The organism is Bradyrhizobium macuxiense, assembly GCF_001542415.1.
Taxonomy (GTDB): Bacteria; Pseudomonadota; Alphaproteobacteria; order Rhizobiales; family Xanthobacteraceae; genus Bradyrhizobium; species Bradyrhizobium macuxiense.
The window spans coordinates 85,273-110,729 of record NZ_LNCU01000088.1 but is presented as its reverse complement, the minus strand read 5'-3'; the positions used below and the strand labels follow the sequence as shown (position 1 = coordinate 110,729).

The window sequence follows — 25,457 nt, the reverse complement described above, 5'->3', positions numbered from 1 at the left end:
GCGGCCAGATTCTTCCGGCGGCAAGCGCCTCAAATGGTTCGACAAACTGAACCGGGACGGGTGAAGAGCGACCAAGGTGATACCTATCACGTGGTCCAATCCGGAGTGCATCTAGGCTTTCAAACCAGGCACCGGCGCCGCCGGGGCGGCACCCAGTGTCTGGCATTCGCTGCGCGAAACGCGCGCAACCCTTCTCGCGTCGGGCCGTTGTCTCGACATGCAAAATTGGAATATCGCTGTGACCACATATAGTAAAACACCGCTTCTTGACACTATTCATACGCCGGAAGACCTGCGCAAGCTCAAGGTCGACCAGGTGCGGCAGGTTGCCGATGAACTGCGCCAGGAAACCATCGACGCGGTGTCGGTGACCGGCGGACATTTCGGCGCCGGCCTCGGCGTGGTCGAGCTGACCACCGCGATCCACTACATCTTCGACACCCCGCGTGACCGCCTGATCTGGGACGTCGGCCACCAGGCCTACCCGCACAAGATCCTGACCGGACGCCGCGACCGCATCCGCACGCTGCGCACCGGCGGCGGCCTCTCCGGCTTCACCAAGCGTACCGAGAGCGATTACGATCCGTTCGGGGCAGCGCATTCCTCGACCTCGATCTCGGCCGGCCTCGGCATGGCCGTCGCGCGCGATCTCGCCGGCGGCAAGAACAACGTCATCGCGGTGATCGGCGATGGCGCGATGTCGGCGGGCATGGCCTATGAGGCGATGAACAACGCCGGGGCGATGAACTCGCGCCTGATCGTGATCCTCAACGACAACGACATGTCGATCGCGCCGCCGGTCGGCGCGATGAGCGCGTATCTGTCGCGCCTCTACTCCGGCAAGACCTACCGCACGCTGCGCGAGGCGGCGAAGCAGATCAACAAGCGTCTGCCCAAGATCATCGCCAACCGCGCCAACCGCGTCGAGGAATACTCCCGCGGCTTCATGATGGACGGCGGCACGCTGTTCGAGGAGCTCGGCTTCTACTATGTCGGCCCGATCGACGGTCACAACCTCGACCATCTCTTGCCCGTGCTGAAGAATGTCCGCGACATGGAGACCGGCCCGATCCTGGTCCACGTCGTGACCCAGAAGGGCAAGGGCTACGGCCCGGCCGAAGCCTCCGCCGACAAGTATCACGCCGTGGTCAAGTTCGACGTCGCGACCGGCACCCAGGCGAAGGCCAAGCCGAACGCGCCGGCCTACCAGAACGTGTTCGGCCAAAGCCTCGTCAAGGAAGCGCAGAAGGACGACAAGATCGTCGCCATCACCGCGGCGATGCCGTCGGGCACCGGCGTCGACATCTTCAACAAGGCGTTCCCGGATCGCACCTTCGACGTCGGCATCGCCGAGCAGCACGCGGTGACCTTCGCGGCAGGTCTTGCCACCGAAGGCTACAAGCCGTTCTGTGCGATCTATTCGACCTTCCTGCAGCGCGGCTATGACCAGGTGGTCCATGACGTCGCGATCCAGAGCCTGCCTGTCCGCTTCGCGATCGACCGCGCTGGCCTGGTCGGTGCCGACGGCGCGACCCATGCCGGCTCGTTCGACAACGCCTATCTCGGCTGTCTGCCGAACTTCGTGATCATGGCGGCCTCCGACGAGGCGGAAATGGTTCACATGGTAGCGACCCAGGTCGCGATCAACGACCGCCCGAGCGCGCTGCGCTATCCGCGCGGCGAAGGCCGCGGCGTCGAGATGCCGGAAGTCGGCGTCGCGCTGCCGATCGGCAAGGGCCGCATCATCCGCGAGGGCAAGAACGTCGCCCTGCTCTCCTTCGGCACCCGCCTCGCCGAATGCGAGAAGGCCGCCGACGAGCTCGCCGCACACGGCCTCTCGGCGACCATCGCGGACGCGCGCTTCATGAAGCCGCTCGACGAAGAGATGATCCTCAAGCTCGCGCGCGACCATGAGATCCTGATCACGATCGAGGAAGGTGCGGTCGGCGGTTTCGGCTCGCATGTGGTGCAGTTCCTGACCGACCACGGCATGCTCGACAGCGGGATGCTCAAGTTCCGCTCGATGGTGCTGCCCGACGTCTTCCTCGACCATGACTCGCCGGCGGCGATGTATGCGCGCGCCGGTCTCGACGCGAAGAGCATCGTTGCCAAGGTGTTCGAAGCCCTCGGCAAGGATTTCAAGACCGAGACCGTGAAGCTCGCGTAATCCGCCCGGGCGGCGCTTCGGGCGCCGGCAAGTCCATGATCATCTATCTGGCAGGTCCTGACGTGTTCCTGCCGGATGCCGTAGAGATCGGCCGCCGCAAGGCGGAGATTTGCGCGGCGCATGGAATGACTGGGCTCTATCCGCTCGACAATGCGGTGAACCCTGCGGCCGCCAGTGCATCGCTCGTCATCTTCAAGAGCAACGAAGCGATGATGGAGTCAGCAGACGCCATCATCGCCAATTTGACGCCGTTTCGCGGCCCCAGTGCCGACGCAGGCACCATCTACGAACTCGGCTACATGGCGGGCTGCGGCAAGCTGTGCCTCGCCTACTCGAACGATCCCGCCTCCTACGCCAATCGCGTGGCGCGGTTTCATCGGGTGGACGAGGCGCCCGACGGACGCCTGATCGACGCGGAGGGGCTCACGGTGGAAGAGTTCGGCTTGCCCGACAATCTGATGATGATACACGCGCTCGATCTGCACGGCAGTCCGCTGGTGACGCCGAGAGAAGCACCAGAGGACATCTGGCACGATCTCGCCTCCTTCGAGGCCTGCGTGCGGCTCGCCGCCGAGCGCACGCAACGTTTGCCGGGCTTCAATTGAACGGGACAGGCGATAGCCATGGGCCGGCCGGCAAGCGCGTCGATGTGCTGCTGGTCGAGCGCGGCCTGTTCGAGAGCCGGGCGCGGGCGCGCGCAGCGATCGATGCCGGTCTCGTGACCGCAGACGGCAAACAAGTCGCGAAGGCCTCCGAGATCGTGGCGCCCGGCGCCGCACTGTCCGCCGAGCCGGCGCACCCTTACGTCTCGCGCGGTGGCGTCAAGCTCGCCGGCGCACTGGAGCATTATCCGATCGACGTCGAGGGCCATGTCTGCCTCGACGTCGGCGCCTCGACCGGCGGCTTCACCGAGGTACTGCTCGCCAACGGCGCGAGCGTCGTGTTTGCCATCGACGTCGGTCACGGCCAGTTGCATCCCTCGCTGCAGAGGCACCCGAACGTCGTCTCCATGGAGGAGACCGACATCAGGAACTTTGAAGGCAAGCGGCTGCCGGCGCGGCCCGACATCGTCGTGATCGATGTCAGCTTCATCTCGCTGAAGCTCGTGCTCCCGGTGGCACTGTCGCTCGCGGCCGCGCCGATGCACCTGCTCGCGCTGATCAAGCCGCAGTTTGAGGCCGCGCGCAAACATTCCAAGCGCGGCATCATCCGCAACGCGATGGTGCACCAGGAAATCTGCGACGACATCGCCGCCTTTGCCGCCTCGCTCGGCTGCACCGACATCCAGGTGTTCCCGTCCTCGATCAAGGGCGGCGACGGCAATATCGAATTTTTCCTCGGCGCGCGGCGTGGCTGAACTCCTCACCATCGACCATGTCGGCCATCGCGGCGACGGCGTCGCCATTGCGCACGGGCGCGCGACCTATGTGCCGTACACGCTCGCCGGCGAAACGGTCGAGGTCGATGCTGCGAACGATCCGGAACGGCCGCATCTTGTACGCATCGTGCAGCCGAGCCCCGAGCGAATCGCGCCGTTCTGCGACTATTTCGGGCAATGCGGCGGCTGTGCGATCCAGCACTGGCAGCCGGACGGCTACCGCGCCTGGAAACGCGCCATCGTGGTCGACACGCTCGCGCAAGCCGGCATCGCCTGCGACATTGCCGAGATCGTGGATGCCCACGGCGCCGGCCGCCGGCGCGTCACGGTTCACGCCCGCCGCGGCGCCGACGGTGAGTTGCGCACCGGCTTTGCCACCGCGGGCAGCCACGCCATCGTTGCGATCGCGGATTGTCCGATCCTCGATCCGGCCTTGCGCGGCGCGCTCGACGCCGCGCGCGCGATTACCGAGGCGCTGAAGCCCACCAACAAGCCGCTCGACATCCAGATCACCGCGACCGACAGCGGGCTCGACGTCGATGTCCGCGGCTCCGGTCCGGTGCCGACCGCGACGATTGCGGCGCTGTCGCGGGTCGCGGAGAAACACCGTCTGGCGCGCCTGACGCGCCATGGCGAGCTGGTGCTGATGCGCAGCCCGCCGGTCCTCGCCATCGGCCCCGCCCAGGTGACGCTGCCGCCCGGCTCGTTCCTGCAGGCGACCGCAGCCGGCGAAGAGACGCTCGCTGCGCTCGTGCAGGACCGCTGCAAGCGCGCCAAACATATCGCCGATCTGTTCTGCGGCGTCGGCCCGTTCGCGCTGCGGCTCGCGAAGGTCGCGCGCATCGCAGCATTCGACAGCGATGCCGGCGCGGTGACCGCGCTGCAAAAGGCCGTGACCGCTACAAAGGGATTGAAGCCGATCAAGGCCGAGGCGCGCGACCTGTTTCGCCGCCCGCTGGTGCCGCAGGAGCTGCGCGACTACGACACCGTCGTGTTCGATCCGCCACGCCAGGGAGCGCAGGCGCAAGTCACGCAACTCGCCGCCAGCAAGGTGCCCAACGTGATCGCAGTATCCTGCAACGCGGCAACCTTCGCGCGCGACGCGAAAGTCCTGATCGACGGCGGTTTCAGGATCGAGGGCGTCACGCCTGTCGACCAGTTCCGCCACACCCCGCATATCGAGCTGGTGGCGCGGTTCGCGCGCTAAAGCGCGCGATGAGATTACGTTGAATCGTCATCGCGCTTTAGCGCCTGGCTTGAGCATGATCTCCACGCAAACGTGTTCCGCGTTTGTCGCGAGGGAAAACCGCTTCACACTTTTCCGGATCATGCACTGGAGGCGATGTGACTGATGTCGCAGGGCGCGATATAGTTCTCGTCCCATGCCACACGATCAGCTGCTCGCCCGCATCACACCCATCCTCGCTGATGTCCCGGGCGTCGCCGCCATCGTGTTGGGCGGATCGCGGGCGCGTGGAACGGCGCACGATGCGTCCGACTACGACATAGGCCTTTACTACACAGAGGCGGCAGTCCTGGACACGGATCGGCTGCGCGACGTGATGACTGATGTCGTCGACGTGCCAGACACGGTGCATGTCACACCGATCGGCGAGTGGGGCCCCTGGATCGTCGGCGGCGCGTGGCTTGCGATCAACGGCCGCAAGGTCGACCTGCTCTATCGTAACATCGACAAGGTGGCCGCGACGATCGATGCCTGCCGCGACGGCGAGATCACCATGCACTACCAGCCCGGCCATCCGCACGGCTTCTGCTCGGCGATCTGGATGGGCGAAGTCGCACTGTGCCAACCCTTGCATGATCCGAACGGCCTCATCGCGAATCTGAAGGCAACGACCGCGCCCTACCCACGCGCCTTGCGCGACGCGTTGATCCAACGCTTTCAATGGGAGATCCTGTTCGGCATCGAGAACGCCGAACTCGCTCTGCCGCGCGGCGACAGCACGCACATCGCCGGCTGCGCCTATCGCGCGCTCGCCTGTCTCGCGCAGGTGCTGTTTGCGCTCAACGGGCAATACCTCATCAACGAGAAGGACGCGCTGGCGCAGGCGGCGAATTTTCCGGTGACGGTTCGCGACCTCACCAGGCGCGTCGCGCAGATTTGGCGACAGATCGGAGCCGCGGAATACGCCGCTGCATTGCAAACGCTGCGCGTGCTGGAGAACGACGTTCGGGAGATATCGTAGACCCATAGGATGGGTAGAGCGCAGCGAAACCTATCACCTCACGCCAGGAAGTTGATGGGTTTCGCTGCGCTCTACTCATCCTACAAGATCTACCGCCCCCACCGGTCCTGCCAGATCTTCTCGCCGATCATGCAATTGACCCGCGGCTCCTTGTCGGAGGCCCGCACCACGGGCCGCTCCGGCGTGCGGCCGGCGACCTCGAGCAGCAGCTTGGTGCGGATCGCCTCCTTGAACTTCTCGCGATCCTTGATCGACACCACGAAGGAACCCGGACCGCCGATCACGCAGTCCTCGTAGTACCAGTCGAGATTCTCTATATCCATCGTCGAGTAGGACGGCTCCTTCACCATGATCGGGAGGCCGTTGATGACGATGCCCTTCTCCAGCGCCATATCGCGCGCGGGCGTAATGGGAGCACCGTTGTTGTTGGCGCCGTCGCCGGAAATGTCGATCACGCGGCGCAGGCCGCGATGCGGATTCTCGTCAAACAGCGGAACAGCGAAATAGATCGCGCCCGAGATCGAGGTGCGCGAGGCCCGGCGAACCGGCGTCTTCATGATTTCGGCCGAGACGGCATCCGCGGATTCAGGGCCGTCGATCACGCGCCAGGGGATGATGATCTTCTGGTCGTTGGAGGCAGCCCACTCGAAATAGGTGATCGAGATCTTGCCGTTCGGGCCGGCCTTCAGCGCCTGCAGGAACTCCTTGGAGACGATCGCCTGCGCGTAACCCTCGCGCTGGACTGCGAGTTCGTCCATGTCCATCGAGTAGGAGACATCGACCGCAATGATCAGTTCGATATCGACGCTCGGGGTGGATTCCTTGTCCACCACGCGCTCATTGGGTTCTGCTTGCGGACCCGGCGCGGCAACACCGGGTACACCGCCGCCGGCCAACATGCCCGCGACAAGTACCGCTCCGATCGAGACATACCAGCGCATCGCTGCCCTCCCGTCGTGTGCGCATCATCGTGACATGCAAATCAGGCGGCGCAAAGCGCGAACATCATCCGCCCTTCACATTCAGGTTAAGCGTAGCTCGCAGCTTGAGCGTCTCTCGCCTTGATTTTGGCAACGATGCGTCGCACGCCGTGCCGTTGCCGCAATGAGCCCGTGCAAATCGACTGGTTCCAACGAGGGCCGGAAGGCATTATTCTTGGACCGCAACCGCGAGGGAGGTGCCGGGCGATGCCCGATACCGTCGTCAAGCCGAAAGCCAGGGTAAAGACCAAGGTCGAGCGGCCGCGCCTGCACAAGGTGATCCTGATCAACGACGATTACACGCCGCGCGAATTCGTCGTCACCGTGCTCAAGGCGGAATTCCGCATGACCGACGATCAGGCCTACAAGGTGATGCTGACGGCGCATCAGCGCGGCGTCTGCGTGGTCGCGGTCTTCACCAGGGACGTCGCCGAGACCAAGGCGACGCGCGCCACCGATGCTGGTCGCGCCAAGGGCTATCCGCTGCTGTTCACCACCGAACCCGAGGAGTAGACGGCCGGCCATTAGCGTTCCGCCGGCTGCGCGAGTTCTGCCCGTCTGCCGGCCGCGATGTCGGCAACGACGGCACCCATCACCAGCGCGCCGCCGACCAGCGCGCGAGCCGACGGCACCTCGGCAAACGCCAGCCAGACCCAGAACGGCATCAGCGGCGTTTCGAGCGTAGCGACCAAAGATGCCTGCCCGGACGGCAGCAGCCTGGAGCCCAGCGTGAACAGCGTGAGGCCCAGTCCGACCTGGCAGAATCCGAACATCGCGAAGACGCCGAGATCCGCAGCCGTGGGCGCGCCGATGTCCCGCGCGAAGGGAATGCTGATGAGGCTGCCGATGACATTCGACAGCGCGGCCGCCGCGACCATCGGTGTTTCCCGGTGCCTGCGAATGGCGACCGTCATGACCGACAGTGCCAGCATCATCACGCAAGCGAGCCCGATGCCCCTGTAATCGGCGATGCCGCCGGCGCCGCTGACGGTGACGACCACGCCGAAAAACGCTACAGCGCTGGCGAGCAGCGTTCGCGGCAGAGCCGCTTCCCGAAGCCATATCCAGGCAATCGCGGCGGCGGCAAATGGCTGCACTGCAACGAGGATCGCGACATTGGCCACGCTGGTCAGCTGCAAGGCCGGGATGAACGTCACCATGCCCAGAGTCGAGAGGCCGGCCACCAGCCATCCACTTGCGGGCATTGCGACGAGGTCGCGCGCGCCGCGCCGGCCTTGCGTGACAAGCAGGAACAGCACGATCGCGCCACCGCCGAACAACCCGCGCCAGAACAGGATGGTCCAGGAATCGAAGTGAAGCAGCCGGGTGAAGAATGCCGCAGTGCTCCACGCCACCGCGGCCGCGACCACAAGCGCAATGCCGATCCGATGCTGGGCGTTGCCGTCGGACACGTGGCGCCGCCGCTAGGCGTGAGCGGCGGGCGGCGCCTCGTCATGGAGGCCATAGACGCGTTCAGCCTTCGAGAACCCGGCGATCGGAAACTCGCCGAGATCGCTCCAATCGCCGTTGCAAATGCCGGCGAAGCGTTCCGAGGCCACGACGGTGCGGCCGAGCCGGCCCGCGATCTTCTCCAGCCGCGCGGCGAGATTGACCGCAGGACCGATGCAGGTGAAGTCGAGCCGGTTGCCGCCGCCGATGTTGCCGTACAGCACGTTGCCGAGATGGAGCGCGACGCCGAAGCGGAAGCGCTCGACCACCTCGCCGTTGGGAAACTGCAACGCCTCGACGCCGGCGCGGGATTCGCGTGCGGCGTTCAGCACCCGCGAACAAACCTGCGCCTCGTCGCCAAGATATTCATCGACCGGAAACACCGCTAGCAGGCCGTCGCCCATGAATTTGAGCACCTCGCCGCCATGGGCGCGGATCGCGGCCACCTGGCAATCGAAATAGAGGTTGAGGATTTCCACGATGGTCGCGGCCGGCAGGCGATCCGACAATGCGGTGAAGCCGCGCAGGTCGGACAGCCAGATCGCCGCATCCATCGTGTCGGCATGGCCGCGCCTGATCTGGCCGCCCATGATGCGCTCGCCGGCGCGGTTGCCGACATAGGTGTCGAGCAGCAGCGTCGCGGTGCGGCGCAGGGTGATGATCTCGATGTAGCGCGCCAGCGGAACGGTGAGCGACCGGATCGCGTTCACCTGCTCCTCGGTGAAGCCGCCGGGCTGCCTCGTGGTCCAGCTCGAGGCATTGATAAAGCCGTCCATGTAGACGAGCGGCAACGCGAGATAGTCGGTGACGCCTTCTGCGCGCAGGTCCTCGACGATCGGGAAGCGCGCGCTCGCCGGGTCGTCGACCCGCGCCCTCACCTCAAGCCCCTGCCTGAAGACGATCACCAGCGGGCTGGCAATGAATTCCGGCGAATCCAGAATCTGGTAGTCGACTGTGCCGAGCTCGACTTCGGCGCCGGGCTTCCAGATGAAATTGCGGCCGGCGATCTCGGGATGCAACGTGCGAACGAAGACGCCGACCCGCCACAGCGGAAGGCCGGCCCGGACCAGGCGCTCGCAACATTCGGCCATCATCTGCGATGGGGTAGGAGCCGACCGCGCGCCGTCGACCAGCCACTTGTTGATCTCCAGCAATTCCGACGCGTTCATGGCAGCACCCCCGGCGAGCACCCGATCTGGAGTTTCGGTTCTGTTTGAATCAGAACCGAAACTCTAGATTCTAGTTTGACGCGTTTTCCTCGCGCGAACCGGCGTCCATCCGGATCAAGTCCGGGACAGGCTTCACTCGAAAACGCTCCAGTGACCGCCACTATATAGGGATCAGCGGCCGGTCTGCCCGCGATGGCGCAGAAAATGATCGGCCAGCACGCAGGCCATCATGGCCTCGCCGACCGGCACCGCGCGGATGCCGACGCAGGGATCGTGGCGGCCCTTGGTCAGGATGTCGGTGTCGCCGCCCTTGCGGTCCACGGTCCGGCGCGGGGTGAGGATCGAGGATGTCGGCTTGACCGCGAAGCGCACCACCACCGGCTGGCCGGTCGAGATGCCGCCCAGAATGCCGCCGGCATTGTTGGACAGGAACCTGGTGCCGTCGTTGCCGGTCCGCATCTCGTCGGCATTCTCTTCGCCGGAGAGTTCGGCGGCACCGAAGCCCGCGCCGATCTCGACGCCCTTGACCGCATTGATGGTCATCATCGCTGTGGCCAGCTCGCTGTCGAGCTTGGCATAGATCGGCGCGCCGAGTCCTGCCGGCACGCCCTCGGCGACGACCTCGATGACGGCGCCGATCGAGGAGCCGCTCTTCCTGATGCCGTCGAGATAGCTTTCGAAGAACGCCGCCTTGTCCTTGTCCGGGCAGAAGAACGGGTTCCTGGCGATCTCGTCCCAGTCCCACTTGTCGCGGTCGATCTTGTGCGGGCCCATCTGCACCAGCGCGCCCCGCACCTTCACATCAGGCAGCACTTTGCGCGCGATCGCGCCGGCTGCGACGCGGGTCGCGGTCTCGCGCGCGGAGGAGCGCCCGCCGCCGCGATAATCGCGCAGGCCGTATTTCGCCTCGTAGGTGAAGTCGGCGTGACCCGGGCGGAACTTGTCCTTGATCTCGGAATAATCCTTGGAGCGCTGGTCGGTGTTCTCGATCAGCAGCGCGATCGGCGTGCCGGTCGTCACCTGCACGCCGGTCTCCGGATGCGCCATCACGCCGGAGAGGATCTTCACCGCATCCGGCTCCTGGCGCTGGGTGGTGAAGCGCGACTGGCCGGGACGGCGGCGATCGAGGTCGTGCTGGATCTCCTCCACGGTGAGCGGGATGAGCGGCGGGCAGCCATCGACCACGCAGCCGATCGCGACCCCATGGCTCTCGCCGAAGGTCGTCACGCGGAACATATGGCCGAAGGTGTTGAAGGACACGGAGTGCTGCCTACTAGGAATTTGAGCTAACGTTGTACGTCAACATAGCTGGTAACGCGCGCGGTCCGCAGCGTCAAACGCGTTCGTCATGGCCGGGCTCGTCCCGGCCATCCACGTCCTGTTTCCGCCGTCGAAGAAAGACGTGGATGCCCGGGACAAGCCCGGGCATGACGGTGACCTGGTCGATGCCGCCCTTAACTATACTTCCGCAGGCCCGCTTCATTGAACACGTAGACCGCCCCTTGCTCGATGGTGAGATCGGCGGCACTGGCCGGGGTCTCGAAGCCGAGCGCAACCATCAGCGCCCGCGCGGAGCCGCCATGGGCCACCGTGACCGTGTCCGAGTTCACCGAGTGGTACCAGTCGGTCATCCGCGCCTGCACCTCGACATAGCTCTCGCCGCCCGGCGCCGACACCGTCCACTTCTCGACCAGCCGGCGGGCATAGAGCGCGGGGTCGGCGGCCTGCGCTTCCCTGAGCGTCGAGCCTTCCCACGTCCCGTAGCCGATCTCGCGCAGCCTGTCGTCGAGCGCATAGCCGCCCTGCGGCAGGCCAAGCTCGGCGCGCACCAGCTCCATGGTCGCGCGGGCCCGCACCAGCGGGCTTGCGACGAAGGCGAGTTGCGCCCTGTCGCGACCGTCGCGCGCGAACAGATCGGCGAGAATGCGCCCGGCATGGGCAGCCTGCCGACGGCCGAGCTCGTTCAGCGCGATGTCCTGCACGCCCTGCAGCCTGCCTTCCGCATTCCACGAGGTCTCGCCATGGCGAATATAGTAGATCGTCGGCACCGGCATTTGCAGCGAGCTAGTCCTTGCTGAGCGAGAAGACAGGCAAGATCACGCCGCGCTTGCCCTGCATCAGCCCTGAAACCTGCGACATAAGGCGTCCCGTTTCGCTACCGATCTGGGGTGGACGTACACCAGCACTCGGGCCGGGTACAGCCTAAATCGGCGGCCGCGCCGCGCCACATGCGCACAGATCCGTGCAGCCGGAATAGGCATGCTATTTGGGTGTTATGTTGGGCAAGGCGGCTGCCGCCGCAACCATCGAAGACGGGGATGCATGACTGCGTTTCGTCAAAGCGTCGAGGCCATGATTCCGGCGCTGCGCCGCTACGCGCGGGCACTCGCGCGTGACGCCGACATCGCCGACGATCTGGTGCAGGACACGCTGGTGCGGGCGCTGCGCTCGGAGCGGCTGTTCCTCGGCGGCGATCTCAGGAGCTGGCTCTACACAATCCTGACCAACCTGAACAAGAATCGCCGGCGCTCGCTGGCGCGGCGGCCGCCATTGATGCCGCTGCTCGACAACAATGCCGACGCCAGCGGCACCGAGGCCGAGGGCCGCGACATCGAGCGCGCGCTGTCGACCTTGGTGGAGGAGCAGCGCGCGGTGCTGCTGCTGGTGATGCTGGAGGGCCTGAGCTACCGCGAGGTCGCCGACATCCAGGGCGTGCCCATCGGCACCGTAATGTCCCGGCTGGCACGGGCCCGCGCCCATGTGAGAGCCTCACTGGAGGGCGAGCGCCCGGCGCTCAGGCGGGTGAAATGACACGGTGCGTTTTGACGGCGATACGCTTGAACGATTTCCGAACAAGATTTGACAGAGACGACTGATATGACCGACCCGAACATTCCCGTCACCGAAGACGAACTGCATGCCTATATCGACAACGAGCTGCCGGCCGAACGCCGCGGCGATGTCGAGGCGTGGCTTGCGGGGCATCCCGACGACGCAGCACGGGTGCAGTCGTGGCGCACGATGGCCGATGCGCTGCACGCGCGGTACGATTCCGTGCTCGACGAGACGGTGCCGAAGCGGCTCGAGCTCGAGCGCCTGGTGCGCCAACCGCGGCGCTGGATCTACGGAGCTGTGGCGGCCACGCTCGCCGCTTTCGTCGCCGGCGGCGGCGTCGGCTGGATCGCGCGCGGTGCGTCCGCCACGCCGTCGACCTTCCAGAGCTTCACGCTGGATGCGCTCGATGCGCACCGGCTCTACGTGGTCGAGGTGCGCCATCCTGTCGAGGTGCCCGGCAGCGAGCGTGCGCATCTGCAGGCGTGGCTGACCAAGCGCTGCGGCTGGGACGTGCGTGCGCCGGAGCTTGCCGGACTGAAGCTGATCGGCGGCCGGCTGCTGCCCGGGCCGAGCGGGCCGGCGTCGTTCCTGATGTATGAGAGCGCATCGGGCGAGCGCTACACGGTCTATACCGCGAAAGCGAAGACCGAGGCGACGCAGATGCGGTACGCCGTGCAGGGCAATGACGGCGCGCTGTTCTGGGCCGATCGCGGCGTCGCCTATGTCGTCAGCGGCGGCACCGACCGCTCGCGCCTGACGCAAGTCGCGCAAGCGGTCTACGACCAGATGGAGAAGAGCGGAGGATAGTCCGTAATTCTACGGGCGATTGACGCGATGCGCGGCACGCAAAGCGGTGAGTGAATCCCGCCTCACTCAACGTCTCAATTCCGACATTGAAAGTTTCGAATCGCGTCATTGGCGCGTCTCAATATCGCACCGGATGCTCACGCGAAGATGATCTGCGCTCGATCCGCCGATCGGCGCACGCGGCCTCGATTGGGGTTTTGTACCGCGCTGGTCCCCCTTTCGAGGCCGCACTTCCTTGTCCGCGGCCCCAACCGTCTGCTCGCCGCAGAATCGGACGGAGCAGTGTGCCAACTTTTGACGCCCTCGCGATGCGAACTCTCTACCCCGAAAGATTCCGGGGGCAGTGCAGTTTCGCATCTCGAGCGCGCTATCGGGTGTCAGCCGAGGTCGCTGCGCGGATTGTAAGGATGTTTATCCCGCCACGTCTGCATCAATGCCTCAAGATCGGCATCGTTCCCGTCGGGAAGGATGATGCGGGTGGTGACGTAGAGATCGCCGGTCGCGCCTGCTTTGGGCAGACCCTTGCCCTTGAGGCGGAAGGTGCGGCCGCTGGAGGTGTTCTTCGGGATCGACAATTCGACCGCGCTGCCGAGCGTCGGCACGCGGACCTTGCCGCCGAGCACCGCCTCGTAGAGCGTGACGGGCAGATCGATCCTGAGATCGTTGCCGTCGACCTTGAAGAACGGATGCGGCGCGATCGAGATCGTGATCAGGAGGTCGCCGGGCGGATGGCCGGCCGCGGTCTCGCCCTGCCCCTTCAGCCGGATCTGCTGGCCGGCGGCGACGCCGGCGGGAATCTTGACGTTGAGCTCACGGCCGGTGGGCAGCCGAACGCGCTTCTCGCCGCCCTTGACGGATTCCTCCAGCGTAACCGTCATGGCAACGGACAGGTCGAGGTCGAGACCGACCCCGCCGCCATCGAATTCGAACGGGCTCGATCGCCCGGCCCGGCCGCCGCGGGTCGCGTTGCCGAACATGCTGTTGAGGATGTCCTCGAAGCTGCCGCCGCCCATGCCGCCCGCGCCCGGGCCGCCGCGGAAGCTGTACTCGAAGCCGCCTGGACCGGCACGGCCGCCTGCGCCCGCTCCGCCGCCGGCGAAACCCTGGAAGCGCGGCTTGCCCTCGGCATCGATCTCGCCGCGATCGAACTGCTTGCGCTTGTCCTCGTCGCCGATGATCTCGTTGGCCGTGTTGATCTCGGCAAAGCGCGCGGCCGCCTTCGGATCGTTCTTGTTGTTGTCGGGGTGATGTTTCTTGGCGAGCTTGCGATAGGCGCTCTTGATCGTCGCGGCGCTGGCGCTCCGCTGCACCCCCAAGATGTCATAGGGGTCGCGCATCCGTTACGTCTCCTTCAAGGGAAAAATCGGTCCAGAATCGGGAACCCGTCCGGGCCCACTTTGCCTTCATCTGGGGGTTCAGTGGCATTTTTGCAACTAGCCTGGCGCCGGCTCCACCTCAAAATACCGACAGGCCTCAGGACTTTCTCCACGGCGTCAGGCTACGGATTTCCCACCGCCCCCGTCCAGTCTTGCATGCGGCGCCCTGCAACCAATTTTCGGTGGTTCCATTGACGTAGCTCGCGAGGAAGTCCCGGCAGACCCGGCCATCCTCGCCTGAATAGACCTGGGCCAGCGGCGTCACCGAACCGCGCGCGCCGGTCTGGGGATTCTCCCAGGGCTGGCTGGAATCCTTGTCGCCCTTGGTCAGCACATCGGAAGCGGCATTGCGGGCGAAGGCGAGATCGCTGTCGGTCGGCGCCACCACTGCGTTGACCGGCATCGCGCGGATCGAGCCCGTCACATCCTTGTCGTCGGCGCGGGCGAAGGCATCAACCTGCGACAAGCTGCAACCACTGGCGCCGACACCGATGAGAATCAGTGTAACGACCACGCCAACGGGGCGGATCGCCGATAGGCCAACGCGCCCCCATGCCCTATATAGAGCGAGCAACGCGTTCTCTGACGCGGGCGGATGCAAATCGGGACCCCTAACATGACCGACACGACCTCCATCAAACACCCGACACCGTTAACATCGGGTGATTTCACCGCCGCGGAGGAGCCGTTCGCGCTGTTCGGAGAATGGTTTGCGGAGGCCGCGAAGTCCGAGCCGAACGATCCGAACGCGATGGCGCTCGCCACCGTCGATGCCGACGGGCTGCCCGACGTGCGCATGGTGCTGATGAAGGGCTTCGATGCCGACGGCTTCGTGTTCTACAGCCACATCGCTTCCGCAAAGGGCCGCGAATTGGCCGCAAATCCTAAGGCCGCTTTACTCTTTCATTGGAAATCGTTGCGCCGGCAGGTGCGCATCCGCGGCCCGGTTTCGCCGGTGACCGATGCCGAGGCCGACGCCTATTTCGCCACGCGGCCGAAGCAGGCGCAGATCGGCGCCTGGGCCAGCAAGCAATCGCAGCCGCTGGAGAGCCGCTTCGCGTTCGAGCAGGCGATCGCCAAGGTCGGCGCCAAATACGTCATCGGCGAGGTGCCGCGCCCACCGGGCTGGAGTGGCTGGCGGATCACGCCCCAGCGCATCGAGTTCTGGCACGACCGTCCGTTCCGCCTGCACGACCGTGTCGAATTCCGCCGCGACGGCGCCGGCAGCGCGTGGTCGAAAGTGCGGCTCTATCCCTGATGCCAACTTGTTTGAGCATGATCTCTTCGGAAAACCGGTTTCGACTTTTCCGGATCACGCTCTGGACGCCGACGCCGTTCAACGCTGAAAGGTCCCCATGCCTCCGTCATCCAACGCGCCGCGCCGCACGCTGCTCCTGACCGGCGCCAGCCGCGGCATCGGCCATGCCACCGCGATCCGGTTCTCCTCCGCCGGCTGGCGCGTCATCACCTGCTCGCGCCACGCCTTCCCGGAAGTGTGCCCGTGGGGCGCGGGCCCGGAAGACCACATCGAAGTCGACCTCGGCAGCCACGACGACACCGTGCGCGCGATCTCCGAAATCCGCAGACGCCTGGAGAACGACGAGCTCCACGCGCTGGTCAACAACGCCGCGATCTCGCCGAAGGCACCGGGCGGCGGACGGCTCGGCACCATGGACACCGATGTCGAAACCTGGAACCACGTCTTCCACGTCAACTTCTTCGCGCCGATCATGATCGCGCGCGGGCTGATCGAGGAACTGAAGCACGCCAGGGGCGCCGTGGTGAACGTCACCTCGATCGCCGGCTCGCGCGTGCATCCCTTCGCCGGCGCAGCCTATGCGACGTCGAAGGCGGCGCTGGCCGCGCTGACGCGCGAGATGGCATCGGACTTCGGCCGCGTCGGCGTCCGCGTCAACGCCATCGCGCCGGGCGAGATCGACACCGCGATCCTGTCGCCGGGCACCGAGAAGATCGTCGACCAGCAGATCCCGATGCATCGCCTCGGCACGCCCGACGAAGTCGCCAAGATCATCTACGTTCTCTGCACGGAGACGAGCTCCTACGTGAACGGCGCGGAGATCCACATCAACGGCGGCCAGCACGTCTAGAGTATCTTCGGTTCTGGTTGAGTCAGAACCGAAGCTCCGGAGCGCAGCTTTCACGCGACCGCTTCGCGCGAACCGGCGTCCACGTCGCTCGAAAACGCGTCAGGGGATTTGATGGGACGTCGTTGCGGGGAAGGAGAGAGACGAGGCGATCCCGGCCGCCGCCGCGGCCGTACTCCAGGGATTGCTTCGATTGCACGTGCAACGACGCAACGAGGCTTCTGCCTCTGAGGCTTCTGCCTCTAGTCCGCGTAGAACCTGCGCGGCTTCTTCTCAAGCGGCTGCAGCGCGATGTCGTTCAACGCGCTGGAGCAGTCGTCGTCATCCTCACCATCAAGCAACGCAGCGCCACAGTATCGGCAAAGCCTCGGCGAGATCGCCTGCACCTTGCCTGCTGCGCGGTCTTGTTGATAGCGCGCAAAGTCGATGACGTTACGCCGTGGCGTTATGATTTTCTCAACCATTGCTGTCCTCCGGCTTCGAGGCGGGCGTTATCGCAGACAAGTTTCGCCCAAACGTTCAGCGCAACACTCAAATTTTAGGAGAGGAAATAAGGCAGTCCGCCCCAATCCCAAAATGCGACGCACGCTGTTGAAAAACAGGCGTCACAGCCACTTCTTCCACTTGAATATCCAGTACGGGACAACCGCCGCAGCAAGCATCCCGACCAGTGCGAGCGGATAGCCGTGCACCCATTCAAGTTCCGGCATCACCTTGAAATTCATGCCGTAGATCGAGGCGATCAACGTCGGCGGCATCAACACAACCGCCATCACCGAGAACAGCTTGATGATGTTGTTCTGCTCGAGATTGACGACGCCGAGCATGGCGTCGAGCACGAAGGTGATCTTGTTGGACAAATAGGAGGCGTGGTCGGTCAGTGACGCCACGTCACGCTGCATGGTCTTGAGCTGCTCGCGCATGTCCTTCGACCATTTCACGCCTTCCACGACGGCGGACAGGAAGGTAACGAGGCGGCCGATCGAGACCAGGCTTTCGCGCACCTTCGAGGTCAGGTCGCCCTTGCGGCCGATCGCGATCAGGATCTGCGAGTAGCGCTTGGCCTGGCCGTGTCGCTCGCTCTCGGGCTCGAAGATGTCATGCGAGACCTGGTCGATGTCGGCGCCGCAGCGCTCCAGAATGTCGGCGCAGCGGTCGATCACCGCGTCCAGAAGTTCCATCAGCACCATCTCGCCGACGATGCCGGCCGGGCAGGCACGCGCCAGCTTGTTCTCGACCAGCGCGAACGGTTTGGGCAGGTCGTAGCGCACCGTCACCAGGCGATGGCCGGTCAGGATGAAGGTGACGGCCGTAGTCCGCGGCATGTCGGTGTCGGATTGGCACATCAGCGTCGCGGTCATGTAGCGCGCGCCGTTTTCGATATAGAGGCGGCTGGAGATCTCGATCTCCTGCATGTCTTCCCGGGTCGGAACCGCGATCCCTGCGAGCTTCTCGACGGCCCGGTCCTCCTCCACGGTCGGGTTCACCATATCGACCCAGACCGCGCTCTCGGGCAGCGTCGCCAGGTCGGCGGTGGCAGCCTTCTTGAGGGACGCATCGGAAGGAACGAACACCGACAGCATAAGGGAACTCCGGGAAACGGCTGGCAGACTCGCGGACTTAGCCCGATTCTGGCTGGTTCATCATGACCGGGACATGAATCGAACGCGCCCACACACACACACGGCAGCCGGGTGGCAAGTAACATGATGCCACCCGGCAACCGTTGCCTGTTTGCACAGAAACCAGCCCCTGCGCCAGAAAACTTGCGGCAAAAAAGCCACAGATGGCGTCCCGCAACGCGGTAGGAGCATCTAAGCGCTGGGATTGACGGTGGGTTTCGGCAATAATGGCACTAATGGAATCGTGGCGTTTGGGGCGCAAATTTGGCGCTTTGGAGCGCGGATTTTCGATTGGATTGTATCATGTCGCTCAAAGTTACCTTGGGAATGTTGGCCGCTGGCCTGATGTTGTCGGGCTGCATGCAGGCCACAACCTATGAGGCAACCAACACCGCGAACTTCAAGCCCCACGACAAGGAACTCCTGGCCAAGAGCACCTTCGTCAAGACGCCGGTTGCGGAACCGTTCCGCCGGGCGATCGTCGAATATCACCGCAAGGAAGCCCCCGGCTCGATCGTGGTCGATTCCGACAACCACTACCTCTATTACGTGCTGAACGACGGCAAGGCGATCCGTTACGGCATCACCGTGGGCGAAGAGGCGATGGCCTGGTCCGGCATCGCGAAGGTTGGCGCCATGACCGAATGGCCGGCCTGGCACCCGACCGCCGGCGAAATCTCGCGCCTCGGCGTTCCCTCCTACGTCGCACCCGGCCCGGACAATCCGATGGGCTCGCGCGCGATGTATCTCTATTCGGGCGGCAAGGACACGCTGTTCCGTATCCACGGCACCAACCAGCCGGAATATATCGGCGCGTCGATCTCGTCGGGCTGCATCCGCATGACCAACGAGGACGTCATCGACCTCTACAACCGCGTCAAGCTCGGCACCGTGGTCGTGGTGCTGGAGCCGAAGCACGGCGACTCCCCGTTCAATTCGCAGATGGCGCTGCAGGGCGGCGGCGGCAATACGGGCATGGGAACCACGACCTACTGATTCGCTGAAGCATCGCGGACGAGATCAAGGGCGCCGGCTTTGCCGGCGCTTTTTCTTTGGCTGCGGTTTCTTTGGCTGCGGTTTCTTCGGCTGCGACGTGGTCTCGGCAGCGTCGTCGGCCGCACCGGCATCGCCCGACGTCGCCGCACCCGGCTTCCCGCTCGCAGCGCTTGGCGTGCCTGACTTGGTCTCGTCAGGTTTGGTCTGATCAGATTTGGCCGCGACCTCGCGGGGCGGCGCATCGTCCGGGCGTGCGGCCGGCAACAACGGCGCGACCTGCGGCAGCGGGTCGTACACGTTCCACTGGCAGATCCGGTAGTTGTTGCGTCGCTCCATCAGGTCGAGATGGATGTGGTCCTCGTGATATCCATCCGAGCCCGGACCGAGCACCGTGGAGAAGCGGGCGCAGACCGAATGCAGGACCGTCTCGCGCAAGGCGCGCGGGACTGCGCGGTCGGTCAGCGCGATCGACTTGCCGTTGGCGAGCTTGAAGGCGCGCACGTCGAGCGCATTGGCGCGGCCGTGCTCGGAGAGCGGTGCGCCGGCGACGCGATTGCGGCCGCGGCATTCGAACGAGTCGAAATTGTCGAGATCGCTGATCGTGCTCCCGAGCCCCGCGACGAGCGGCGCGACGTCTGACCGGACCCAGTCCGCGACCGCGGTTGCCATCTTGCAACGGAGGACCGCGGCGGGCTTCACCGCGACCTTGTGCTTGTCGGGCAGCACGATCGCTTCCAGCCGCACCAGATCCTCGCCGCCGCAGCCACCGGCGCCATGGATGTCGGGAATGCTTGGTGCGATCGCGACGTCCTCGGTCAGCGCCTGCCGGCAGGCCGAGAGCTGAGGCGCGGCTGTGACAGGCGGCTTGGCAGCCTCCTCCGGCTTCGCCGGCTCAGTGGGCGTGGTAGCCTCTTTGGGCTTGGCCGTCGCAGCCGGGGGCTGTGTCTTGGCCGCCGGCTGCTCCGGCTCGGCCGCAGCCGGCGCCTCGGCGGGGCGGGGCTTCGGCAGCGGCACCGCCGCACGGCGTTTAACCGCACGCGGCTTCGCCGTCGGAATGCGGAACAGATCATTCCATGGAAAGCCAACCGAACGCCGGGCGGCCTCCGCCGGCCCGGCTTGCATGCCAAGCCAGAGCAGCGTCGCGGCGGCGGTAACCGTCGCGGCGGCGGTAACCATTGCCGCGCCCCCGCGACGAAACGCGCCATCAGCCCATTTTCGGCTTGCTTTCTCCGCGCTACAGTTCATGTCAGTTCCATGATTTTACTGCCGGCCGCCAAGATGCCGGCAGATCATGCGTGAGGATTGAGGAGGGATTTGCGTATGCTTGGCTTGATGCAAGATTGGCCCTTGCTGTGTCACAGGATTATCGAGCACGCCGCGAAATATCACGGCACGCAGGAAGTCGTGACGCGGTCGGTCGAAGGCCCCATTCATCGTACGACCTACGCCGAAATCCATGCGCGCGCGCTGAAGGTTTCGCAAAGCCTGGAGCGCGACGGCATCAAGCTCGGCGACCGCGTCGCCACCATCGCCTGGAACACCTGGCGCCACCTCGAAGTCTGGTACGGCATCATGGGGATCGGCGCGATCTGCCATACGGTCAATCCGCGGCTGTTTCCGGAGCAGATCGCCTGGATCGTCAACCACGCCCAGGACCGCATCGTCATCACCGACCTCACCTTCGTTCCGGTGCTGGAGAAGATCGCTGGTGAGCTGCCGAGCGTCGAGCGCTACGTGGTGCTGACCGACAAGGCGCACATGCCGCCGACCACGCTGAAGAACGCGGTCGCCTATGAAGACTGGATCGCGGCGTCCGACGGCAAGTTCCAGTGGAAGACCTTCGACGAAAACACCGCGGCGGCGATGTGCTACACCTCCGGCACGACGGGCGATCCCAAGGGTGTACTTTATTCGCACCGGTCCAACGTGTTGCATGCGCTGATGGCCAACTCGAAGGACGCGCTGGGCACCTCCGCCGCGGACACAATGCTTCCGGTGGTCCCGTTGTTCCATGCCAATAGCTGGGGCATCGCCTTCTCCGCGCCTTCGATGGGCACCAAGCTCGTGATGCCCGGCCCGAAGCTCGACGGCGCCTCGGTCTATGAACTGATGTCCACCGAGAAGGTCACCCATACCGCGGGCGTGCCGACGGTATGGTTGATGCTGCTGCAATACATGGCGGCCAACAACGTCAAGCTGCCGGATCTGCAGATGGTGGTGTGCGGCGGTTCGGCGATGCCGCGCTCGATGATCAAGGCCTTCCTCGACATGGGCACCCAGGTGCGCCACGCCTGGGGCATGACCGAGATGAGCCCGCTCGGCACGCTCGCGACGCTGAAGCCGCCATTCTCCGAACGTACCGGCGAGGAGCGGCTCGACATCCTGCAGACCCAGGGTTACCCGCCGTTCGGCGTGCAGATGAAGATCACCGACGATTCCGGCAAGGAGCTGCCGTGGGACGGCAAGACCTTCGGCCGTCTCAAGGTCTCCGGCCCCGCGATCGCCAAGGCCTATTTCCGTGTCGACACCAAGATCCTCGACGATGAAGGTTATTTCGACACCGGCGACGTCTCCACGATGGATGAACACGGCTACATGCGGATCACCGACCGCTCCAAGGACGTGATCAAGTCCGGTGGTGAATGGATTTCCTCGATCGACCTCGAGAACCTCGCGGTCGGCCATCCGGCGGTCGCGGAGGCAGCCGTGATCGGTGTGCATCATCCCAAATGGGACGAGCGCCCGCTCCTGATCGTGCAGCTCAAGCAGGGCCAGAGCGCGACGCGCGAGGACATCCTGAAGTACATGGACGGCAAGATCGCGAAATGGTGGATGCCCGACGACGTCGCCTTCGTCGACGGCATTCCGCACACCGCAACCGGCAAGATCCTGAAAACGGCGCTGCGCGACCAGTTCAAGGACTACACGCTCCCGACTGCTGCGGCCTAGCCTCGTTGTCACCCTCTCCCCTTGTGGGAGAGGGTGCGCTCGCACTTGCGAGCGAAGGTGGTCCCCGAATTCCCTTGAATTTGCCGCAGGTCCGTGGTCTCACACGGGTCAGTCACGGCGGCATTGGTCGCCCCGGCACATCTCAACCGGGAGATTTCTCGACGATGGCGCGCAGGTTTGCCGCTCCCTACCAGCAGGAGCCCGTGTCCGGCCTCGCCACCTGGTCACGCAACCTCGCCATCTTCTCCGTCGTCGCGGTGCTGGTCTCGATCCTCATCGTCCGCTTCGGCTTCCTGGAAGTGAAGCCGGCGCTGGCAACGTTCTTCGGCGCGCTGGGCTGCGCCGGGCTGTCGATCCTGGTCGGCCTCGGCGCCTTCGCGGCGATCTGGCAGAACGGCACCCGCGGCATGGGCCGGATTCTGTTCGCGCTCCTGATCGACGCCGCCGTCCTCGCCTACCCCGCCTACCTCCTCTATCAGTACCGCAAGCTGCCGCGGATCTACGACGTCACAACCGATCCGATCGACCCGCCGAAATTCGAGGCGCTGGCGCGCCTGCGCACCGGTGAAGGCACCAATCCGGCCGTCTATGCCGGCCTCTATTCGGCCGAGCAGCAGCGCAAGGCCTATCCCGATATCGAGACCGTCGACCTCGAAGCATCGGCCACCCGTGCCTTCGATATCACGCTGCGGCTGGTGAACCGCCGCAAATGGCTCGTCATCGACGAGCGCGCACCGCAGCCGCCGCGCAACGTCGGCCGCATCGAGGCGGTGGCGCGCACGCCGATCATGGGGTTCCGCGAGGACGTCTCGATCCGGGTGGTGCCCGACGGCGAGGACTCGCGCGTCGATATCCGCTCCGCCTCGCGTTACTTCGACGCCGATCTCGGCAGCAACGCCTCGCGGGTGACGAAGCTGATCGAGGACCTCAACACCGCGGTCGACAACGACAATTCAAAACCGGCGAGGAAGGCTCCGGCCCCTGCGCCGAAGGCGCCTGCGAAGACGGTGAAGAAATAATCCCTACCTCGTCATTCCGGGGCGCGCGCAGCGCGAGCCCGGAAAGACGAATGGAGGGAGTGCTTACGCCAGCCGATACGTCCCGCCGATCACGGGATCGCCGTCGGTCACGACAATCCCGCGTCCGACCAGATCCTCCAGATGCGCCAGCACGGAATAGCCGGCGGCATTGGCAAGGCGCGGGTCGAGCCCGATATAGATCGCGCGCACCATGGTCGGGATGTCGGCCTCGCCCTTGCCGAGGCGATGCAGGATCGACGTCTCGCGCGCCCGGCGGTGACGTGCCAGGAAGCGGACGTAGCGCGGGCCTTCCGGAATCTCCGGGCCATGGCCCGAGAAATACAGTTGCTCGGGCCGCTGCTCCAGCCGCTCCAGCGAGGCCATGTAGTCGATCATCGAACCGTCCGGCGGCGCCACGATCGAGGTCGACCAGCCCATCACATGGTCGCCGACGAAATTGATGCTGCGCTCGGCCCAGGCAAACGCCAGATGATTGGCGGTGTGGCCAGGCGTGGCGACGGCCTCCAGCGCAAAGCCCGCGCATTCGATGACATCGCCATGCTTCACCTGCACGTCGGGACGGAAATCGCGGTCGGCGCCGGATTCCGGATTATGCTTCTCGCTCTCGAAGCGTGGCCGCGAGGCGCGATGCGGCCCCTCGGCGTAGACGGGCGCACCGGTCGCAGCCTTGATCCGCGGCGTATTCGGCGAATGGTCGCGATGGGTGTGGGTGACGAGGATATGCGTCACCGTCTCGCCCCTGACCGCATCGAGCAGCGCTTTCGCATGCGCCTCGTCATCGGGGCCGGGATCGATGATCGCAACCTTGCCCTGGCCGACGATGTAGCTGACCGTGCCGGTGAAGGTGAACGGACTCGGATTGTTGCAGAGGACGCGGCGTATGCCGGGGCGGACCTCTTCGACCACGCCGGGCTTCAGAGGAAAATCGCGGTTGAACGGGATGTCGTCGTTGTCGGCCATGGAGACCTCCCTGGCGTCATTCCGGGGCAGCCCGGTAGGGCTGAACCCGGAATCTCGAAGTGAGCGAAAAGAATGCGGCTCAAGATTCCGGGTTCGCGCCATCGGCGCGCCCCGGAATGACGAGCAAGCGCTTTACGAAAACGCCTGGATGCCGGTGATCGCGCGGCCGAGGATCAGGGCATGCACGTCGTGGGTGCCCTCGTATGTGTTCACGGTTTCCAGGTTCGCGGTGTGGCGCATCACGTGATACTCGATCTGGATGCCGTTGCCGCCGTGCATGTCGCGCGACATGCGGGCGATGTCGAGCGCCTTGCCGCAATTGTTGCGCTTGACGATCGAAATCATCTCCGGCGCCATCTTGCCTTCGTCCATCAGGCGGCCGACGCGCAATGAGGCCTGCAGGCCGAGCGCGATCTCGGTCTCCATGTCGGCGAGCTTCTTTTGCACCAGCTGGGTGGCGGCGAGCGGCCGGTTGAACTGCTTGCGGTCGAGCGTGTACTGCCGCGCGCGATGCATGCAATCCTCGGCAGCGCCCATCGCACCCCAGGAGATGCCGTAGCGGGCGCGGTTGAGGCAACCGAACGGACCCTTCAGGCCGGACACGTTGGGCAGCAGCGCGCTTTCCGGCACCACGACGTTGTCGAGCACGATCTCGCCGGTGATCGAGGCGCGCAGCGAGAGCTTGCCGCCGACCTTCGGCGCCGACAGGCCCTTCATACCCTTCTCCAGGATGAAGCCGCGGATCTGGTTGTCATGCGCGGCCGACTTGGCCCAGACCACGAACACGTCGGCGATCGGCGCATTCGAGATCCACATCTTGGCGCCGTTGAGCTTGTAGCCCTCGGCAACCTTTTCGGCGCGGGTCTTCATGCCGCCGGGATCGGAACCGGCGTCCGGCTCGGTCAGGCCGAAGCAGCCGACCCATTCGCCGGTCGCGAGTTTCGGGAGATACTTCTTGCGCTGGGCTTCATCGCCATAGGCGTAGATCGGATACATCACCAGCGACGTCTGCACCGAGTTCATCGAGCGATAGCCGCTGTCGACGCGCTCGATCTCGCGCGCCACGAGGCCGTAAGCCACATAGCTCGCATTGGCGCAGCCATATTCCTCCGGCAACGTCACGCCGATCAGGCCGAGCTCGCCCATCTCGTTGAAGATTTCGCGATCGGTCTTCTCTTCGAGATAGGCTTTGGTGACGCGCGGCAGGAGCTTGTCCTGCGCATAGGCGCGCGCGGTGTCGCGGATCAGGCGCTCATCTTCGGTGAGCTGGTCGTCGAGCAGGAACGGATCATCCCACTGGAAAGAAGCCGCTGCCGGCTTGTCCTTGGCCTTGGGGCTCACGCTCATGAAACATCCTTTCGCATAGGTCTCTCGGAATTGGCGGATAAATTAAAGCGCTATGCTGCGAAGCGCAATT

The 25,457-nt window shown here is 65.0% G+C and carries 25 protein-coding genes; 13 read left to right on the top strand and 12 right to left on the bottom strand.

All coding sequences use genetic code 11. The features are described 5' to 3' along the window. The first annotated feature begins 217 nt into the window (after nt 1-217). From dxs to AS156_RS25890, 5 genes are all read left to right on the top strand, one after another. Nucleotides 218-2,167 carry a 1-deoxy-D-xylulose-5-phosphate synthase gene (gene dxs / locus AS156_RS25910; RefSeq protein ID WP_066510350.1) on the top strand — a complete coding sequence of 650 codons (1,950 nt, stop codon included), beginning with the start codon at nt 218-220 and terminating at the stop codon, nt 2,165-2,167. 35 nt (nt 2,168-2,202) lie between these two features. Beyond that, nucleotides 2,203-2,772 (top strand): nucleoside 2-deoxyribosyltransferase, encoded by a 570-nt coding sequence (locus AS156_RS25905; RefSeq protein ID WP_066510348.1) that lies wholly within the window; start codon nt 2,203-2,205, stop codon nt 2,770-2,772. Beyond that, nucleotides 2,769-3,524, top strand: coding sequence for a TlyA family RNA methyltransferase (locus tag AS156_RS25900; RefSeq protein ID WP_066510345.1), 756 nt, complete (start codon nt 2,769-2,771; stop codon nt 3,522-3,524). Before AS156_RS25905 ends, AS156_RS25900 begins: the two co-directional genes overlap by 4 nt. Then, nucleotides 3,517-4,752 (top strand): class I SAM-dependent RNA methyltransferase, encoded by a 1,236-nt coding sequence (locus AS156_RS25895; protein WP_066510342.1) that lies wholly within the window; start codon nt 3,517-3,519, stop codon nt 4,750-4,752. The genes AS156_RS25900 and AS156_RS25895 overlap by 8 nt, the downstream gene beginning before the upstream one ends. A gap of 175 nt (nt 4,753-4,927) precedes the next feature. Next, complete coding sequence (locus tag AS156_RS25890; protein WP_066510340.1) at nt 4,928-5,752, top strand: nucleotidyltransferase domain-containing protein; 825 nt, start codon at nt 4,928-4,930, stop codon at nt 5,750-5,752. Between the two features lie 89 nt (nt 5,753-5,841). On the opposite strand, the gene AS156_RS25885 is transcribed toward AS156_RS25890, so the two are convergent. Further along, nucleotides 5,842-6,693, bottom strand: coding sequence for a DUF1194 domain-containing protein (locus AS156_RS25885; protein WP_066510337.1), 852 nt, complete (start codon nt 6,691-6,693; stop codon nt 5,842-5,844). A 246-nt stretch (nt 6,694-6,939) separates the two neighbouring features. On the opposite strand from AS156_RS25885, the gene clpS reads away from it, so the two are divergent. Continuing rightward, a complete protein-coding gene (gene clpS / locus AS156_RS25880) occupies nt 6,940-7,245 on the top strand; it encodes an ATP-dependent Clp protease adapter ClpS (protein ID WP_066510336.1) in 306 nt (101 codons plus the stop codon). Between the two features lie 11 nt (nt 7,246-7,256). Here the strand turns inward: clpS and AS156_RS25875 are convergent, their stop codons facing one another. The 4 genes from AS156_RS25875 to AS156_RS25860 all read right to left on the bottom strand — a co-directional run bounded on the left by AS156_RS25875 (nt 7,257) and on the right by AS156_RS25860 (nt 11,404). Continuing rightward, on the bottom strand, nt 7,257-8,144 hold the full coding sequence (locus AS156_RS25875; protein ID WP_066510335.1) for a DMT family transporter: 888 nt from the start codon (nt 8,142-8,144) through the stop codon (nt 7,257-7,259). Nucleotides 8,145-8,156: 12 nt separating this feature from the next. Next, a complete protein-coding gene (locus AS156_RS25870; RefSeq protein WP_066510333.1) occupies nt 8,157-9,350 on the bottom strand; it encodes an adenylate/guanylate cyclase domain-containing protein in 1,194 nt (397 codons plus the stop codon). Between the two features lie 171 nt (nt 9,351-9,521). Then, nucleotides 9,522-10,610 carry a chorismate synthase gene (gene aroC, locus AS156_RS25865; RefSeq protein ID WP_066510331.1) on the bottom strand — a complete coding sequence of 363 codons (1,089 nt, stop codon included), beginning with the start codon at nt 10,608-10,610 and terminating at the stop codon, nt 9,522-9,524. 194 nt (nt 10,611-10,804) lie between these two features. Next, nucleotides 10,805-11,404 (bottom strand): histidine phosphatase family protein, encoded by a 600-nt coding sequence (locus AS156_RS25860; protein ID WP_066510329.1) that lies wholly within the window; start codon nt 11,402-11,404, stop codon nt 10,805-10,807. Nucleotides 11,405-11,672: 268 nt separating this feature from the next. Here AS156_RS25860 and AS156_RS25855 point away from each other — a divergent pair, with 268 nt between their 5' ends. Together AS156_RS25855 and AS156_RS25850 are read left to right on the top strand one after the other, a co-directional pair. Continuing rightward, nucleotides 11,673-12,161, top strand: a complete 489-nt coding sequence (locus AS156_RS25855; RefSeq protein WP_066510327.1) for a sigma-70 family RNA polymerase sigma factor — start codon at nt 11,673-11,675, stop codon at nt 12,159-12,161. 66 nt (nt 12,162-12,227) lie between these two features. After that, entirely contained in the window at nt 12,228-12,992 is a 765-nt protein-coding gene (locus AS156_RS25850) for an anti-sigma factor family protein (protein ID WP_066510326.1), read from the top strand. A gap of 377 nt (nt 12,993-13,369) precedes the next feature. Here AS156_RS25850 and AS156_RS25845 read toward each other — a convergent pair whose 3' ends face one another. Beyond that, complete coding sequence (locus AS156_RS25845; RefSeq protein WP_066510324.1) at nt 13,370-14,329, bottom strand: DnaJ C-terminal domain-containing protein; 960 nt, start codon at nt 14,327-14,329, stop codon at nt 13,370-13,372. 136 nt (nt 14,330-14,465) lie between these two features. Beyond that, a complete protein-coding gene (locus AS156_RS25840; protein WP_347336646.1) occupies nt 14,466-14,834 on the bottom strand; it encodes an RT0821/Lpp0805 family surface protein in 369 nt (122 codons plus the stop codon). Nucleotides 14,835-14,984: 150 nt separating this feature from the next. On the opposite strand from AS156_RS25840, the gene pdxH reads away from it, so the two are divergent. Then, nucleotides 14,985-15,626, top strand: coding sequence for a pyridoxamine 5'-phosphate oxidase (pdxH, locus tag AS156_RS25835; protein ID WP_066510322.1), 642 nt, complete (start codon nt 14,985-14,987; stop codon nt 15,624-15,626). 97 nt (nt 15,627-15,723) lie between these two features. Beyond that, the gene (locus tag AS156_RS25830) at nt 15,724-16,476 is read left to right on the top strand and encodes an SDR family NAD(P)-dependent oxidoreductase (protein ID WP_066510320.1); all 753 of its coding nucleotides are present in this window, start codon (nt 15,724-15,726) and stop codon (nt 16,474-16,476) included. A gap of 239 nt (nt 16,477-16,715) precedes the next feature. On the opposite strand, the gene AS156_RS41175 is transcribed toward AS156_RS25830, so the two are convergent. Both AS156_RS41175 and AS156_RS25825 read right to left on the bottom strand, forming a co-directional pair. After that, the gene (locus AS156_RS41175) at nt 16,716-16,937 is read right to left on the bottom strand and encodes a hypothetical protein (protein WP_245313066.1); all 222 of its coding nucleotides are present in this window, start codon (nt 16,935-16,937) and stop codon (nt 16,716-16,718) included. A gap of 141 nt (nt 16,938-17,078) precedes the next feature. Further along, the gene (locus AS156_RS25825; protein ID WP_066510319.1) at nt 17,079-18,056 is read right to left on the bottom strand and encodes a magnesium transporter CorA family protein; all 978 of its coding nucleotides are present in this window, start codon (nt 18,054-18,056) and stop codon (nt 17,079-17,081) included. A gap of 342 nt (nt 18,057-18,398) precedes the next feature. Between AS156_RS25825 and AS156_RS25820 the strand changes: the two genes are divergently transcribed. Beyond that, nucleotides 18,399-19,091: a L,D-transpeptidase gene (locus AS156_RS25820; RefSeq protein ID WP_066510316.1), complete on the top strand. Its 693-nt coding sequence runs from the start codon at nt 18,399-18,401 to the stop codon at nt 19,089-19,091. A 24-nt stretch (nt 19,092-19,115) separates the two neighbouring features. Here AS156_RS25820 and AS156_RS25815 read toward each other — a convergent pair whose 3' ends face one another. Continuing rightward, entirely contained in the window at nt 19,116-20,336 is a 1,221-nt protein-coding gene (locus tag AS156_RS25815; RefSeq protein ID WP_066510314.1) for an extensin family protein, read from the bottom strand. Nucleotides 20,337-20,411: 75 nt separating this feature from the next. Here AS156_RS25815 and AS156_RS25810 point away from each other — a divergent pair, with 75 nt between their 5' ends. Further along, the gene (locus tag AS156_RS25810; RefSeq protein ID WP_066510312.1) at nt 20,412-22,040 is read left to right on the top strand and encodes a fatty-acid--CoA ligase; all 1,629 of its coding nucleotides are present in this window, start codon (nt 20,412-20,414) and stop codon (nt 22,038-22,040) included. Between the two features lie 164 nt (nt 22,041-22,204). Then, the gene (locus AS156_RS25805) at nt 22,205-23,059 is read left to right on the top strand and encodes a DUF1499 domain-containing protein (protein ID WP_066510311.1); all 855 of its coding nucleotides are present in this window, start codon (nt 22,205-22,207) and stop codon (nt 23,057-23,059) included. Nucleotides 23,060-23,122: 63 nt separating this feature from the next. On the opposite strand, the gene AS156_RS25800 is transcribed toward AS156_RS25805, so the two are convergent. Continuing rightward, complete coding sequence (locus AS156_RS25800; RefSeq protein WP_066510309.1) at nt 23,123-24,040, bottom strand: MBL fold metallo-hydrolase; 918 nt, start codon at nt 24,038-24,040, stop codon at nt 23,123-23,125. Nucleotides 24,041-24,172: 132 nt separating this feature from the next. Further along, the gene (locus AS156_RS25795) at nt 24,173-25,387 is read right to left on the bottom strand and encodes an acyl-CoA dehydrogenase (protein WP_066510306.1); all 1,215 of its coding nucleotides are present in this window, start codon (nt 25,385-25,387) and stop codon (nt 24,173-24,175) included. Nucleotides 25,388-25,457: the final 70 nt, after the last annotated feature.